General features: G+C 41.0%; 19 protein-coding genes. All 19 read left to right on the top strand.

Translation table 11 applies throughout. The annotated features are described in order from the left end of the window. Nucleotides 1-38: 38 nt before the first annotated feature. The 19 genes from flgB to fliP are packed head-to-tail and all read left to right on the top strand — an operon-like array spanning nucleotide 39 to nucleotide 14,238. Complete coding sequence (flgB, locus tag C6347_RS06105; RefSeq protein ID WP_012009952.1) at nucleotides 39-428, top strand: flagellar basal body rod protein FlgB; 390 nt, start codon at nucleotides 39-41, stop codon at nucleotides 426-428. Beyond that, a complete protein-coding gene (flgC, locus tag C6347_RS06100; protein WP_012009953.1) occupies nucleotides 428-880 on the top strand; it encodes a flagellar basal body rod protein FlgC in 453 nt (150 codons plus the stop codon). Before flgB ends, flgC begins: the two co-directional genes overlap by 1 nt. A gap of 11 nt (nucleotides 881-891) precedes the next feature. After that, nucleotides 892-1,209 carry a flagellar hook-basal body complex protein FliE gene (gene fliE, locus C6347_RS06095; protein WP_007499609.1) on the top strand — a complete coding sequence of 106 codons (318 nt, stop codon included), beginning with the start codon at nucleotides 892-894 and terminating at the stop codon, nucleotides 1,207-1,209. Nucleotides 1,210-1,258: 49 nt separating this feature from the next. Next, on the top strand, nucleotides 1,259-2,851 hold the full coding sequence (gene fliF / locus C6347_RS06090) for a flagellar basal-body MS-ring/collar protein FliF (RefSeq protein WP_060596256.1): 1,593 nt from the start codon (nucleotides 1,259-1,261) through the stop codon (nucleotides 2,849-2,851). 11 nt (nucleotides 2,852-2,862) lie between these two features. Further along, nucleotides 2,863-3,879 (top strand): flagellar motor switch protein FliG, encoded by a 1,017-nt coding sequence (fliG, locus tag C6347_RS06085; RefSeq protein WP_008344808.1) that lies wholly within the window; start codon nucleotides 2,863-2,865, stop codon nucleotides 3,877-3,879. Beyond that, nucleotides 3,872-4,636 carry a flagellar assembly protein FliH gene (gene fliH / locus C6347_RS06080; protein WP_034662367.1) on the top strand — a complete coding sequence of 255 codons (765 nt, stop codon included), beginning with the start codon at nucleotides 3,872-3,874 and terminating at the stop codon, nucleotides 4,634-4,636. Before fliG ends, fliH begins: the two co-directional genes overlap by 8 nt. Then, nucleotides 4,633-5,949, top strand: coding sequence for a flagellar protein export ATPase FliI (gene fliI / locus C6347_RS06075; protein WP_034662365.1), 1,317 nt, complete (start codon nucleotides 4,633-4,635; stop codon nucleotides 5,947-5,949). Before fliH ends, fliI begins: the two co-directional genes overlap by 4 nt. 8 nt (nucleotides 5,950-5,957) lie before the next feature. After that, nucleotides 5,958-6,401 carry a flagellar export protein FliJ gene (fliJ, locus tag C6347_RS06070; protein WP_034620036.1) on the top strand — a complete coding sequence of 148 codons (444 nt, stop codon included), beginning with the start codon at nucleotides 5,958-5,960 and terminating at the stop codon, nucleotides 6,399-6,401. 11 nt (nucleotides 6,402-6,412) lie between these two features. After that, nucleotides 6,413-7,111: a MotE family protein gene (locus tag C6347_RS06065; protein ID WP_066030910.1), complete on the top strand. Its 699-nt coding sequence runs from the start codon at nucleotides 6,413-6,415 to the stop codon at nucleotides 7,109-7,111. Next, nucleotides 7,112-8,434, top strand: coding sequence for a flagellar hook-length control protein FliK (locus C6347_RS06060; protein ID WP_066030909.1), 1,323 nt, complete (start codon nucleotides 7,112-7,114; stop codon nucleotides 8,432-8,434). It begins immediately after the preceding gene. Further along, on the top strand, nucleotides 8,434-8,880 hold the full coding sequence (gene flgD / locus C6347_RS06055) for a flagellar hook assembly protein FlgD (RefSeq protein ID WP_106047793.1): 447 nt from the start codon (nucleotides 8,434-8,436) through the stop codon (nucleotides 8,878-8,880). The genes C6347_RS06060 and flgD overlap by 1 nt, the downstream gene beginning before the upstream one ends. A 17-nt stretch (nucleotides 8,881-8,897) precedes the next feature. After that, nucleotides 8,898-9,689 (top strand): flagellar basal body rod protein FlgG, encoded by a 792-nt coding sequence (flgG, locus tag C6347_RS06050; protein ID WP_066030908.1) that lies wholly within the window; start codon nucleotides 8,898-8,900, stop codon nucleotides 9,687-9,689. Between the two features lie 37 nt (nucleotides 9,690-9,726). Next, on the top strand, nucleotides 9,727-9,942 hold the full coding sequence (swrD, locus tag C6347_RS06045; protein WP_034662354.1) for a swarming motility protein SwrD: 216 nt from the start codon (nucleotides 9,727-9,729) through the stop codon (nucleotides 9,940-9,942). Then, nucleotides 9,939-10,367 carry a flagellar basal body-associated protein FliL gene (gene fliL, locus C6347_RS06040; protein WP_034662353.1) on the top strand — a complete coding sequence of 143 codons (429 nt, stop codon included), beginning with the start codon at nucleotides 9,939-9,941 and terminating at the stop codon, nucleotides 10,365-10,367. Before swrD ends, fliL begins: the two co-directional genes overlap by 4 nt. 32 nt (nucleotides 10,368-10,399) lie before the next feature. Beyond that, nucleotides 10,400-11,398, top strand: a complete 999-nt coding sequence (gene fliM / locus C6347_RS06035) for a flagellar motor switch protein FliM (protein WP_003212239.1) — start codon at nucleotides 10,400-10,402, stop codon at nucleotides 11,396-11,398. Beyond that, nucleotides 11,388-12,512: a flagellar motor switch phosphatase FliY gene (gene fliY, locus C6347_RS06030; RefSeq protein ID WP_106047794.1), complete on the top strand. Its 1,125-nt coding sequence runs from the start codon at nucleotides 11,388-11,390 to the stop codon at nucleotides 12,510-12,512. The genes fliM and fliY overlap by 11 nt, the downstream gene beginning before the upstream one ends. A 27-nt stretch (nucleotides 12,513-12,539) precedes the next feature. Further along, nucleotides 12,540-12,902, top strand: a complete 363-nt coding sequence (gene cheY, locus C6347_RS06025) for a chemotaxis protein CheY (protein ID WP_007499584.1) — start codon at nucleotides 12,540-12,542, stop codon at nucleotides 12,900-12,902. 18 nt (nucleotides 12,903-12,920) lie between these two features. Beyond that, a complete protein-coding gene (gene fliZ, locus C6347_RS06020; protein ID WP_060596262.1) occupies nucleotides 12,921-13,580 on the top strand; it encodes a flagella biosynthesis regulatory protein FliZ in 660 nt (219 codons plus the stop codon). Next, the gene (gene fliP / locus C6347_RS06015) at nucleotides 13,573-14,238 is read left to right on the top strand and encodes a flagellar type III secretion system pore protein FliP (protein WP_007499580.1); all 666 of its coding nucleotides are present in this window, start codon (nucleotides 13,573-13,575) and stop codon (nucleotides 14,236-14,238) included. The genes fliZ and fliP overlap by 8 nt, the downstream gene beginning before the upstream one ends. Nucleotides 14,239-14,252: the final 14 nt, after the last annotated feature.

The following is a 14,252-nucleotide window of genomic DNA, read 5'->3' as shown; positions in this document are numbered from 1 at the left end:
AAATGGAATGAAATACATATGATTGGAGGTATATGGTTTTGGATATATTTTCTGGAACGATAAGCAACCTTGAGAATGCCTTGGGCAGAGCGAATGTTAAGCAAAAAGTCATAAGCAATAATATCGCGAATATAGACACACCGAACTACAAGTCGAAAAACGTCGCTTTTCATGATATGCTAAACGATGCGTCGATCAAGTTAGATGCTAAAAAAACATACCAAGGTCACATTGATTTTTCTAAAACAGGGTCTAATTATTCAGTTGTTTCGAGCAACCGTACTTCATATCAAGAAAACGGAAATAATGTCGATATTGATCAAGAGATGAGTGAACTCGCTAAAAACCAAATTCAGTATAATGCGTTGGTTGAAAGAATGAGTGGAAAATTCAATTCTCTTAAAACAGTTTTGACAGGAGGTAAGTGATGTCAATTTTTTCAGGCGTTAACGCTTCGGCCTCAGCATTAACAGCTCAGAGGCTCAGAATGGACGTTGTATCCTCTAACCTTGCAAATATGGATACAACAAGAGCGAAACAGGTTGATGGCAACTGGGAGCCTTATAGACGTAAGCTCGTCACATTACAGCCGTCAGGTGAATCGTTTTCATCTATATTGAACTCAAGCATGAATTCGAGCGGCAAATTAGGAAACGGCGTGAAAGCAACGAAGATTACAGAAGACGAAACTCCATTCAACCTTCAATATGATCCTACAAATCCCGATGCCAATGAAAATGGATATGTTCAAACACCTAATGTTGATCCATTAAAGGAAATGGTTGACCTCATCAGCAGCTCAAGGTCATATGAAGCAAACGTGACCGCACTAAATGCGAATAAAAGCATGTTGATGAAAGCTTTAGAAATAGGAAAGTAAGGTGAAAAGAATTGGTTAACGCAATATCTCCTTTCCAGCTTCAAACCGCTCAGCAAGCAAGTGAATTGACGAATGCATCGTCCGTTCAGGCGGCTGCACCTAAAAGTCAAACGAATTTCTCTGATGTGCTGAAGAATTCCATTGAGGCATTAAATCAATCACAGCTGAAATCAGACCAGTATACAAATGCTCTTGCACAAGGAAAAGATGTCAATCTCGATGAAGTCATGATTGCCTCGCAAAAAGCGAGTGTGACACTCACAGCTGCAACGGAGTTTCGAAATAAAGCAGTCGAAGCGTACCAAGAGATTATGAGAATGCAGATGTAGGAGGTGCTGACGGACAAAAAAAGACTGAATGGAATGACCGGGGGTTAAGATGAATCGTACTTTAATGCAATTAAGAACAAAAACAGTTGAGTTTTGGCGAAATCGATCAAAATTACAAAAAATACTCATGATTGGCGGCGTTGCTGCCCTAGCAATCATTATTACGGTTGTTAGCATCTTTGCTTCTTCTGAAAAAATGGTTCCATTGTTTAGAGATTTGTCTGAGGCAGAAGCTGGGCAAATCAAACAGGAACTGGATGGCAAAAACGTTAAATCGGAACTTGCGAATAATGGAACAACGATTCTCGTTCCAGAAAAGCAGGCCGACACTTTAAAAGTAACACTCGCATCTGAGGGTCTCCCTAAGACAGGGAATATTGATTATTCCTTCTTTGCGAACAATTCCGGCTTCGGTTTAACAGATAATGAATTTGATGTTCTGAAAGTAGACGCAACTCAGACAGAACTATCCAATCTGATCAACACGATTGATGGGATTAAAGATTCAAAAGTTATGATTAACCTGCCAAAAGATTCCGTTTTTGTTGGAGAAGAGCAAAGTAATGCATCAGCATCCATTGTGCTGCAAGTTGAGTCTGGCTACACGCTCGCGCCGCAGCAAGTAAAAGGCCTTTATCATCTTATTTCAAAAAGTGTGCCGAATTTAAAGACAGAAAACATTGTCATTATGGACCAAGATTCCAACTACTACGACTTAAACAGCAGTTCCGATTCTTATGCAAGTGGAATGGATGCACAGCAGCAGAAAAAAGAAGAGATTGAAAAGAACCTTCAAAGAAAAATTCAACAGCTGCTCGGAACAATGATGGGTCAAGAAAAAGTGGCTGTATCGGTCACAACAGACATTGATTTTACTGAAGAGAAAAGAAAAGAAGATCTTGTAGAACCAGTTGATAAAGAAAACATGCAAGGCATTGCTGTCAGTGCTGAAAAGATTGCTGAAACTTATTCAGGAAATGGTGCAGCAGCTGGAGGCACCGCTGGAACAGGCGACGATGATGTCACAAATTATCAAGGCGCCGATGGAGCGAACGGTAGCGGAGATTACGAAAAGAGCGAAGATCGTATCAACTATGAAGTCAACCGCATTCATAAAGATATCAAAGAGAGCCCTTATAAAATTAGAGATGTTGGCATTCAAGCATTGGTCGAACCACCAACTGCAAACGATGTGAACTCTTTAACACCTGAAAGGCAAGATGATATCAAAAAGATTCTTTCAACGATCATTAGCACTTCAATTGATAAAGAATACACAAATGGTCAAGCGCTCACTCAAGCGGACTTAGATAACAAAATTGTTTTATCTGTATCAAAATTAGACGGTAAACAGCAAACTGCAGCAGAAAACCCATCAAACAATATTCCAATCTGGGTTTATATTGTAGGCGGTGTGCTACTACTTGCAATTATCGCTCTCATTATTCTTCTTGTGCGTAAACGCAGAAAAGAAGAGGAAGAAGAGTTTGAGTTTGATGAACGTACACCAATCCATGTTCCTGATATCGACACTGAACCAGAAACAGAAGAAATGGTGAGAAAAAATCAGCTTGAAAAAATGGCAAAAGAAAAACCAGAAGACTTTGCTAAATTGCTACGCAGCTGGCTGTCCGAGGATTAGGAGGAATACACATGTCGAGAAAAGATCCAAATCGACTAACAGGCAGACAAAAAGCAGCAATCCTAATGATTTCCTTAGGGCTAGACGTGTCAGCATCTGTATACAAACATCTGTCTGAAGACGAAATAGAAAAATTAACATTAGAAATTTCCAATGTACGAAGTGTAGATACTGCTAAGAAAGATGAAATCATCGAAGAGTTTCACAGCATCGCCATCGCGCAGGACTACATATCACAAGGCGGTCTTATGTACGCAAGACAAGTGCTTGAAAAAGCGCTTGGTGAGGACAAAGCGGACAGCATCTTAAACCGATTAACATCCTCGCTTCAAGTGAAACCGTTTGATTTTGCTCGAAAGGCTGACCCAGAACAAATCTTAAACTTTATCCAGCATGAGCATCCACAAACCATCGCGCTCATCCTTTCCTACTTAGATCCAGTCCAAGCTGGGCAGATTTTATCTGAATTAGGAGAGGAAGTACAAACAGAGGTTGCGAGACGTATTGCTTTAATGGACCGCACATCTCCAGAGATCATCAATGAAGTGGAACGCATTCTTGAACAAAAGCTTTCTTCAACCTTTACGCAGGACTATACGCAAACGGGCGGGGTCGAAGCGGTTGTAGAAGTACTAAATGGTGTAGACCGTGCGACCGAGAAGACCATTTTAGACACACTTGAAATTCAAGATCCTGAGCTTGCTGATGAAATTAAGAAACGTATGTTTGTCTTTGAAGATATTGTCACTCTTGACAGTAGAGCGATTCAGCGCGTGATCAGAGATGTTGAAAATGACGACTTATTGCTCGCGCTCAAAGTGGCAAGCGAAGAGGTCAAAGAAATTGTCTTCCGCAACATGTCACAGCGAATGGTCGAAACGTTCAAAGAAGAAATGGAGTTTATGGGACCTGTCCGGCTTAGAGATGTCGAGGAAGCACAAACTCGTATTGTCAGCATCGTAAGACGACTCGAGGAAGCTGGAGAAATCGTCATAGCTCGAGGCGGAGGAGACGATATCATTGTCTAGGATTATCAAACATGAAACATCTGTTATTCCTGAGCAAGGCCGGCAAACGATTCCTTTGCAGCAAGTGGAGTTTAAAAAAGAACATCACGAAGAAGAGCTTGTCAATGAAACAGAAGCATCGCAGCTTGTACTAAGTGATGCTGAAGATCAAGCAAGCCGTATAGTAGAACAAGCAAATAGTGAGCTTGAAAAAACAATGGCTGAAATCAATCAGCGCCGCGCTGCTTTTGAAGAAGAAAGAATGCAGCTCATTGAAGAAGCGAAACAAGCAGGTTACCAAGATGGCTTCCAAAAGGGTGAAACAGATGCGAATATGCAGTACCAATCGATTCTTGATCAAGCGAATGACATTGTCAGTCTTGCCAAGCAGGATTACGAAGAAAAAATTGAAAGCTCCGCAGAAAAAATTGTGGAACTGGCTTTCGAACTCGCCAAACGCGTTTGGTACTCGGCTGAGGACACGAAAGATCAATTTTTGGCTCTCGTGAAGCAGGTCATTTCAGAAGTGAAAGAATATGACGATATTTCCATCTATGTTGACCCTGAACATTACGATCATGTGATGGAGTATAAAGACGAATTAATCAGAATCCTTCAAAAGGATACACACCTTGCCATTTACTCGGATGAAAAAGCGCCAAAAGGGACTTGTTACGTAGAAACAAGCTTTGGAAAAGTGGAAGCGAGTGTTGATACCCAAATGAATCAGTTGAAAGAAAAGTTACTAGAAGTCATTGATTCAGGTGATCACAAATGAACATTGATGTGTTAAAAGAAACAATTGAAACCGCCGATCCTTATAAACGATTTGGCAAAGTCAATCGAGTTGTTGGGCTGATGATTGAATCTAAGGGGCCGGAGAGTTCTATCGGAGACGTGTGTCTCATTCATAAAAAAGGGCGTAGGCACGATCCGATAAAAGCAGAGGTCGTAGGGTTTAGAGATGAAAACATTCTGCTCATGCCTTATGTAGAAGCATCCAATATTTCACCAGGAAGTCTAGTTGAAGCGACAGGTGAGTCGCTGAAGGTCAAAGTTGGGACTGGATTAATCGGCGAAGTCGTTGATGCCTTCGGTGATCCGCTGGACGGCAGTATGCTTCCAAAGGGACTTGCGCCTGTTTCGACAGAACAGTCTCCCCCAAATCCGATGGACAGGCCGCCGATTCGAGAAAAGATGGGCGTTGGTGTCAGAGTGATCGATAGTCTGCTCACAGTTGGCACTGGTCAAAGGATCGGGATTTTTGCTGGAAGTGGTGTTGGAAAAAGTACCTTAATGGGGATGATTGCAAAGCAGACAGAAGCAGATCTGAATGTCATTGCCCTTGTAGGAGAGCGTGGCCGTGAAGTTCGTGAGTTTATTGAAAAGGATTTAGGTGCCGAAGGACTGAAGCGATCAATTGTTGTTGTCGCAACTTCTGACCAGCCTGCACTGACGAGAATGAAAGCTGCTTATACAGCAACAGCTATTGCGGAATATTTTAGAGACAGAGGGAAAAATGTCATGTTCATGATGGACTCTGTTACACGGGTCGCTATGGCACAAAGGGAAATCGGTCTTGCAACTGGCGAACCGCCAACGACAAAAGGATATACGCCTTCGGTGTTCGCTATACTGCCTAAATTACTTGAACGAACTGGAACGAATCAGCTTGGTTCCATCACAGCGTTTTACACAGTGCTTGTTGATGGTGACGATATGAATGAGCCAATCGCTGATACAGTCAGGGGGATCTTAGATGGCCACATTGTACTTGATCGTGCTTTAGCCAACAAAGGACAATTTCCCGCTGTCAATATTCTGAAAAGTATCAGCCGCGTTATGAGCAATATCGCAAGTCATGATCACAAGGAGGCGGCCAACCGGTTCCGCCAGCTTTTATCCACTTATCAAAACGCTGAAGACCTCATTAACATTGGAGCTTATAAAAAAGGCTCCTCGAAAGACATTGATGAGGCCATGCAGGCTTATCCTCATCTGATTTCATTTTTGAAGCAGGATGTAGAAGAGGCTGTATCTATTGAAGACAGTGTGAATTTATTGCTCCGTTTGATGAATAGAGAGGATTGACAAAAACAGTGAGATATCAATACAAATTTCAAAAGCTCTTAGAACTGAAAGAAAGTGAAAAAGACAAGTCACTCGCAGCGTACCAACAATCCGTTTCAGCATTTGAGCAAGTCGCTGAAAAACTCTATGAAAATATGAGTAAAAAAGAATTAATGGAAAAAAGCAAAGAAGAAAAGCTGAGAAGTGGTATGAGTGTTCAAGAAATGCGTCATTACCAGCAATTTGTGACCAATTTAGATAACACCATTCAGCACTATCAGCAGCTTGTGATCATGAAACGCCATCAAATGAATGAAAAACAATCTGATTTAACTGAAAAAAACATTGAGTTTAAAAAGTTTGAAAAAATGAAAGAAAAGCAGTATGAAAAGTTTTCCCTTGAACATAAGGCCATTGAAATGAAAGAAATGGATGATATCTCTATCAGCCAATTCATGTTTCAAGGACATTAGGAGTCGAGATAATGCCTAAGAAGGAAAAAACGAAGGAATCAAGCGGCGGTAAATTTCAATGGATCTTGTTTATTGTCATTATCCCATTGATTGTGCTTGTGATTGTGACTGGCACAATCCTTTATATTGCGGGTTTTGATCTAAAGAAACCGCTCCAAAACATTCCGGTGATCAGCAGTTTGGTTGGTTCAGATGACACCTCAAAAACGTCATCTTCACATAATGATCAAAGCGATGCAGAATTGAAGGAACTGAAAAAGACCATTAAAGAGCAAAAAAATGAACTTGAAATTGCGCAAAAAGATTTAAAAACAAGTGATGAAGAGATTAAAAGACTGAATCAAAAAATCAGTTCGCTTGAAAAAACATCTAAAAATGATGCGAATAATACGTCAGCGAGTGATAGTTCAACAAACAACAGCTCATCAAGAGATACATCAGGTAATAATGCGTCAGGGACAACTTCTGATGGGGCAGGAGCCTCTAACCAGAAACCTAAAGGGAAGATTGTCAGTATCTATGAAAGCATGGACGCAGGGAAATCCGCCAAAATTTTATCAGAATTAAGTGATAAAGAGGCATTGAAGATCCTCGAAGAGCTGAGCAAAAATAAACTAACAGACATATTAGCAAAACTAACACCTCAGAAGGCAGCTACGTTTACGAAAGAGCTTTCTAAAAAAGAAAGTGAAAATGGGGGTGGACAATAAGTGAAGCTATTGGATATTGGAGCCTTACAGCAATCGTCTCAAGGTCTCTCGGGACCAAAGGGGAGCGGCGTGGCCTCTGCAAGCGGGTTGTTTAAACAATTACTTAGCGGGGCAGGCGCTCAAAGCGACCTTGTGAATACTGAGACAGCGGGTGCCACTCTTTCCATCAATGATGCGATGCAAATCATTGAAAAATGGATGCAATCACCTGAAGAAGGCATCAACGGAGACCTTCTTAGCGCGCTTCAAACACTTCAAGGTCAAACGCTTGATTCGTCTGATCTCAAGTCACTAGAAGAGCTATTTAAAAAAATGGAATCATCCATTTACGGTGATCAAGCTGATAAGCCAGCTTCTGAACATAGTGAGCAGCTCATACAAGTCCACTTTTTCTTATATCAACTGCTCAATCAACAGCCGCTCAGCTTTGATGCAAAGTTAGTGCAGGATATTGAAGCAAAGGGTCAAGACTTCATTCACTTTCTTTCAAAAAATGGGGTAGATGAGAAACTGATTCAGCAAGTAAAAGAGCAGTTTTTCTCGCAGGGTTCAGCACCAAAGCTGAATTCGATGTCTCAAAGTGAGCTGAAACACTTTAATCAGTTAATCGACCATATGATGGCAAACGCAAAAGGATCAGACAAAGAGTTGAAAATTGCTTTAGGAGAGTTAAAAGAATTGGTCTCTCCAAGACAAGAATCTACTCTTGCTTCTCCGGCAAAAGGTGCTTCCTCCCTTGAATGGCTCATCAAAAAGGAAGTTGTCAAAGGACAAAGCACTGCTGCACCTGCTTCTGAAAAAAACATCACTCATACGCTTTTGCCAGGTCATAAGCAGTTTTTTCAACTGCAATCAGCAGCTCCTGTTCAACAGACACAAACAACTGATGAAAAGCCAGGAACGGTTGATCAACAAATACTAAATACGTGGAAGCAAATGAAATTCACGCCATTTGGAAACTCAAGCGGACGCTTCACAGTTCGATTAAATCCAGAAAATCTCGGATTTATCACGATTCAGCTGACGAAGCAAAACGGCATGTATGCGAGTAAAATTACAGCTTCAACGCAAGCAGCGAAAGAGCTGTTAGAGCACCATCTGCCGCAGCTCAAACAGGCGCTTCCGAATATGTCGGTTCAAGTGGACCGTTTCCATATACCGCTTCAATCAAATGAGCAGTCGTTATTTGGACAGTTTAATGAAGAAAACAAGCAGCAGCAGTCAAAAGGGCAGAATTTCCAGAAGCCTGATGAACAGGAAGCAGAATTCCAAGATGTACTGGATGCTCTTGTTGGGTCAGATGAAGAAGAGGAGGAAATCTAATGGCAACAGTTGATGCTACAAATAGAACAGTCGCACAAACAGACACTTCTTCAAAGACAGAAAAGAAAACAGATACGCTCGGTAAAGATCAATTCTTGAAAATATTGCTTACACAGCTTCAAAACCAAGATCCAACAAACCCACTAGATGACCGTGAGTTTGTCACACAGCTTGCAACATTTTCATCTTTAGAACAACAAACCAATATGAATGATTCTATTACCAAGCTGAATCAGCTCATGTCTACATTTGTTGCTCACCAAGATCCGTTTACGACGTATGTAGGATGGATTGGTAAAGAAGTATCCGGTAAACAAGATGATAAAGAGATATCAGGCACTGTGAAGTCTGTTAAAAACATAAACAATGAATACTTCTTGTATTTAGAAGATGGAACGAAAATCAGCCCTTGGGATGTTACAGCAGTTGGAGAAAAAACGAAGTAATTCGAGGAGGAAAATAAATGTTACGCTCACTTTACTCAGGAATTAGCGGAATGAAAAACTTCCAATCAAAATTAGATGTTGTAGCCAACAACGTAGCCAACGTCAATACACACGGATACAAAAAAAGCCGTATCACTTTTAAAGATATGGTCAGCCAAACCATTGGAAGTTCTGGTGGACCAACGAACAACTCTGGTTCAATCAACTCAAAACAAATTGGTTTAGGATCATCTTTATCTTCTATTGATAAAATCATGTCAGCGGGATCTTCTCAAAATACAAATGAACCTTACGACTTCTATATCAATGGAGATGGGTTTTTCCGGATTGAAAGTCAAGGAGAAATTCTTTATACAAGAACAGGGAATTTCGACACTGATTCAGAGGGAAGCTTAGTCACCCCTGATGGAAATTATCTGCTTGGAATGAATGGACAAAAGATAACGATTCCAGACGGCGTTTCGAGTGTGAGTGTTGGTCCAGATGGAACGGTTTCGGTTGTTGAAAACAATGTATCAAGAACCGTTGGTCAAGTATCACTCGTATCTTTCCGTAACGCAGGAGGATTAGACAAAGTTGGTGACAACCTTTACCGCCAAACGTTAAGCTCAGGTGCTCCAAGTAACCCTATCGTACCTGGTGAACAAGGAACGGGCGTCATCCAAACAGGTAGACTTGAAATGTCAAACGTTGATTTAACAGACGAGTTTACTGAAATGATTATCGCACAGCGTGGTTTCCAATCGAATGCAAAGACGATCACAACATCTGATGAAATCCTGCAAGAGCTTGTGAATCTGAAACGATAGGAGGTAGGGGGAGCGGTTTATCGCTTCTCTGCTTAATATGATTGAAGTGACAAGATTAAATGGCAAAGGATTTATGCTGAACGCTCTCCATATCGAGCAAATCGAAAGCTTTCCAGACACGACCATTACATTAGCCAATGGAAAGAAATTCGTTGTGAAAGAAGATAAAGAGCAGCTTCAAGAGAAAATCATTTCTTTCTACAGAAAAATCCAAGTCATTTCATTGAATCAAGGAATAGAGGAGTTTGAATGAAGAAGAAATTAGTCGTAGTAATGCTAATCATGATTATTGCCATCGTCGGAATTGGAGCAGGCATCTTTTTTCTGCTGAATGGGTCAGACGAAGCAAAAGCAGAAAAAGAGCCAACAGCAGATGAAGTCGTAAAAGCTTCTGTTGAAATTCCTGAGATTATTACTAATTTAAAGTCTGAAGGAAATGCTGTCAAACTTGTATTGAATATTGAAACGGATTCTGAAAAAGCAAAAGAAGAGCTCGAGAAAAGAAGTTTTCAAGTGAAAGACGCCGTAATCGACATTTTATCAGACACGAATGCAGATGAACTTGATGGCAAAAAAGGCAGAGAACATTTTAAAACACTAGTCAAAAACAAAGTGAATAACTATTTGCAAGATGGCAAGGTGAAAGAAGTATATATAACCTCCTTTAATCTGCAATAGAGGCGATTAATTGACACGATGGAGGTGAAGAAATGTCAGGAGAAGTGCTTTCCCAGAATGAGATCGATGCATTATTATCCGCCATATCTACAGGCGAAATGGATGCAGAAGAGCTGAAAAAAGAAGAAACGACGAAAAAAGTGAAGGTGTATGATTTTAAACGTGCACTGCGCTTTTCGAAAGACCAGATTCGAAGTTTAACAAGGATTCATGATAACTTCGCTAGACTGCTCACCACGCACTTTTCAGCTCAGCTAAGATCATATATTCAAATTACTGTCAGCTCGGTTGACCAAGTACCATACGAAGAATTTATTCGTTCGATTCCTAATATGACATTATTAAACTTATTTTACGTCAGCCCGCTTGAAGGAAGAATCATGCTTGAAGTGAACCCAACAATCGGCTATGCCATGATGGACAGGCTGATGGGCGGGATTGGCATTAGTCATAATAAGACAGAATCACTTACAGAAATCGAAACAAAGATTATCTCAAACATGTTTGAGGGAGCTTTGGAAAATTACAGAGAAGCGTGGCAGTCCATAACCGACATCGAGCCTGAAATGGCAGATTTCGAGGTAAATCCCCAGTTTGTTCAAATGGTGTCACCAAACGAAACAGTTGTCGTCATTTCTCTTAATACACAAATTGGTGAGGTCAGCGGGGTTATTAACCTATGTATTCCTCATGTTGTATTGGAGCCTATTATTCCGAAGCTGTCTGTACACTACTGGATGCAGTCTGAACGAAATGAACCAAAACAACAAGAAACAAAGGCCATTGAAAAACGGATTATGACGGCAAAAATACCGGTAGTCGCAGAGCTAGGGGAATCGGAAATGACGGTGGAAGAGTTTTTGAATTTGGAAATTGGTGATTGTATTGCCTTGGACAAACCAGTAAATGCGCCTCTTACTGTTATGGTCGGAAATAAACCGAAATTCTTGGGACAGGCCGGCCGCGTGAATCGGAAACAGGCGATTCAAATTCTAGATCACGACATAAGAGGTGAAGAAGATGGAGAATAACGGAAGTAAATTATCACAAGACGAAATCGATGCGCTCCTTAAAGGAGGCAGCAATGACGATATAGAGCCTGATACAATCCTTTCTGCAATGGAGCAAGATGCCATTGGGGAAATCGGAAACATTTCATTCGGTAGCTCTGCAACAGCACTTTCAACCCTATTAAATCAAAAAGTGGAGATTACTACTCCAACTGTTACAGTGATTCAAAAAAGTATGCTGAATGAGGAATTTCCTCATCCGTATGTCGCTATTGAAGTGAATTATACAGAAGGCTTCAGCGCAAGTAACTTGCTTGTCGTCCAGCAAACAGATGCAGCAGTCATTGCGGACTTAATGATGGGCGGAGACGGGACAAATGCTGACCCTTCTTTAAGCGAGATTCACTTAAGTGCAGTGCAAGAAGCGATGAACCAAATGATGGGGTCTGCTGCGACATCCATGTCGACGGTCTTTAATAAAAAGATTGATATTTCTCCGCCGCGCGTCGAATTACTTGATGTGAAAGAAGGAGAAGGGACAGACCGCATTCCAGCTGAAGAAATGCTTGTCAAAGTATCCTTCAGATTAAAAATAGGTGAACTCATCGATTCAAATATTATGCAGCTTTATCCTATTACATTTGCAAAAGATCTAATCGCAGAATTAACAGACCCTGCGCAAGAGGAAGAGCAGGTTCAAGACACGCAAGTGAGCACACCTGAACCTCAGCCGGCAGCTCCGCAAACGCAGTCTGCACCAGCGCAGCAAGCAGCTCCGGCGAAAAGACAGGCGAAGCCAAAGCCGGCAGCACCTGTAAATGTAGCGCCTGTTGAATTTGAAGCGTTCAGTGAGCCTCAGCATACAACAAGCCAGCTTGGAAATCTTGATATGCTGATGGATATTCCGCTTTCCATTACGGTGGAACTTGGAAGAACTCAGCGCAGTGTAAAAGAAGTCCTTGAGCTTTCAGCTGGAAGTATCATTGAACTGGACAAACTTGCTGGGGAGCCAGTAGACATTCTGGTGAACAAACGAATCGTCGCCAAAGGGGAAGTCGTTGTCATTGATGAGAACTTTGGTGTTCGTGTGACTGATATATTAAGTCAGTCAGAAAGACTTTCTAATTTAAAATAAACAAACATATAGGGAGAGAATAAGTAAATGGCTACTAAGGTATTAATCGTAGATGATGCAGCATTCATGAGAATGATGATAAAGGATATTCTTGTAAAAAACGGATTTGATGTCGTAGGAGAAGCAGAAAACGGCGCTCAAGCAGTTGAAAAATACAAAGAAACTTCTCCAGATCTTGTCACAATGGATATCACAATGCCAGAAATGGACGGGATCACAGCACTTAAAGAAATTAAACAAATCGACGCTTCTGCAAAAATCATCATGTGTTCTGCAATGGGGCAGCAGTCAATGGTTATTGACGCGATCCAAGCAGGTGCAAAAGACTTTATCGTGAAGCCGTTCCAGGCAGACCGTGTACTTGAAGCAATTAATAAAACGTTAGGCTAAAAAAGGGTGTAAGACTTGTTGAAAAAACGTTTGATATGTATAGCCATGATCAGTTTTATGCTTTTCTTGACGATGCAGCCTGCCTCACTGCTTGCTGAAACGAAAGATCCTGAAAATGGCACAGTGAATGACTGGATCAAAGAAGAGAAAAGCAGCAAAAAGGATACAGAAAAGACAACCACTGACAATCAAACGAATCCGGCAGAAGAAGTTCCCTCTTCTTCTGTCTCCATTATGGATTTTGTCAAAATGATTGGTGCCTTACTTTTTGTCATCCTGCTCATATATGGATTGGTGAGATTTGTTGGTAAGCAAAACCGTTTACTCAAACCATTTCGCTATGTTGAAAATATTGGCGGAACGACGGTTGGCCAAAACCGTTCAGTCCAGCTTATCAAAGTGGGCAAACGAGTATTAGTTGTCGGTGTAGCGGACTCAATCCAGCTGCTAAAAGAAATTGATGATGAACAAGAATGTGAAGCGATCGTGAAACAATATGAAGAAGCGATGGAAAGCAAAACAGATTTACCAAAAATCGTTCAAAAATTCACATCGCAGGTAAAGAAACAAAATCAGCCAACCACTTCTTCTTTTTCAGCCAATTTGAAGGCGCAGCTAGCCGAATTGAAAAAGACCCAATCAGAAGTCAGAAAGAAAGGCCCGAAACAAAATGAATGAGTTTATCGATTTATTTAATTCCAGCGGTGCAGGGAATATTAGCACGTCAGTCCGTCTTCTTTTACTTTTAACCGTATTTTCGGTTGCACCAGGCATTCTCATTTTAATGACGTGTTTTACACGGATTGTGATTGTACTTTCATTCGTTAGAACGTCACTTGCAACCAACTCAATGCCGCCAAACCAAGTGCTTGTAGGGCTTGCTTTGTTTCTCACATTTTTTATCATGGCACCCACGTTCTCAGAGATTAATAAAGAGGCACTGACGCCGCTTTTAAATGATGACATTACGCTAAATCAGGCATATGAAAAAGCCGAAGTGCCGATTAAAGAGTTTATGAGTAAACATACGAGACAGAAGGATTTGGCTTTATTTCTTAGTTACGCAAAAATGGATACACCTGAATCGATAAAAGATATTCCGTTAACGGCGATGGTACCCGCTTTTGCGATTTCAGAATTAAAGACGGCATTTCAAATTGGTTTCATGATCTTTATTCCATTTTTAATTATTGACATGGTGGTCGCAAGTGTCCTGATGTCAATGGGGATGATGATGCTTCCGCCGGTTATGATATCGCTCCCTTTCAAAATATTGTTATTTGTTTTAGTCGATGGATGGTATTTGATTGTTAAATCTTTGCTGCAAAGCTTTTAGAGTAGGTGCTTAAA

The sequence above is a fragment of the Bacillus sp. NMTD17 genome (assembly GCF_002998735.1).
In the GTDB taxonomy this organism is placed as follows: Bacteria; Bacillota; Bacilli; order Bacillales; family Bacillaceae; genus Bacillus.
This window is presented reverse-complemented; position numbering and strand designations above follow the sequence as displayed.

Excerpts from the sequence above, each read along its gene's own strand:
- flgD (WP_106047793.1), top strand. The coding sequence starts at position 8,434 with ATGGCAACAGTTGATGCTACAAATAGAACAGTCGCACAAACAGACACT.
- fliY (WP_106047794.1), top strand. The coding sequence starts at position 11,388 with ATGGAGAATAACGGAAGTAAATTATCACAAGACGAAATCGATGCGCTC.
- cheY (WP_007499584.1), top strand. The coding sequence starts at position 12,540 with ATGGCTACTAAGGTATTAATCGTAGATGATGCAGCATTCATGAGAATG.
- swrD (WP_034662354.1), top strand. The coding sequence starts at position 9,727 with ATGATTGAAGTGACAAGATTAAATGGCAAAGGATTTATGCTGAACGCT.
- fliI (WP_034662365.1), top strand. The coding sequence starts at position 4,633 with ATGAACATTGATGTGTTAAAAGAAACAATTGAAACCGCCGATCCTTAT.
- fliL (WP_034662353.1), top strand. The coding sequence starts at position 9,939 with ATGAAGAAGAAATTAGTCGTAGTAATGCTAATCATGATTATTGCCATC.
- flgC (WP_012009953.1), top strand. The coding sequence starts at position 428 with ATGTCAATTTTTTCAGGCGTTAACGCTTCGGCCTCAGCATTAACAGCT.
- C6347_RS06065 (WP_066030910.1), top strand. The coding sequence starts at position 6,413 with ATGCCTAAGAAGGAAAAAACGAAGGAATCAAGCGGCGGTAAATTTCAA.
- flgG (WP_066030908.1), top strand. The coding sequence starts at position 8,898 with ATGTTACGCTCACTTTACTCAGGAATTAGCGGAATGAAAAACTTCCAA.
- fliG (WP_008344808.1), top strand. The coding sequence starts at position 2,863 with ATGTCGAGAAAAGATCCAAATCGACTAACAGGCAGACAAAAAGCAGCA.
- fliF (WP_060596256.1), top strand. The coding sequence starts at position 1,259 with ATGAATCGTACTTTAATGCAATTAAGAACAAAAACAGTTGAGTTTTGG.
- fliM (WP_003212239.1), top strand. The coding sequence starts at position 10,400 with ATGTCAGGAGAAGTGCTTTCCCAGAATGAGATCGATGCATTATTATCC.
- fliP (WP_007499580.1), top strand. The coding sequence starts at position 13,573 with ATGAATGAGTTTATCGATTTATTTAATTCCAGCGGTGCAGGGAATATT.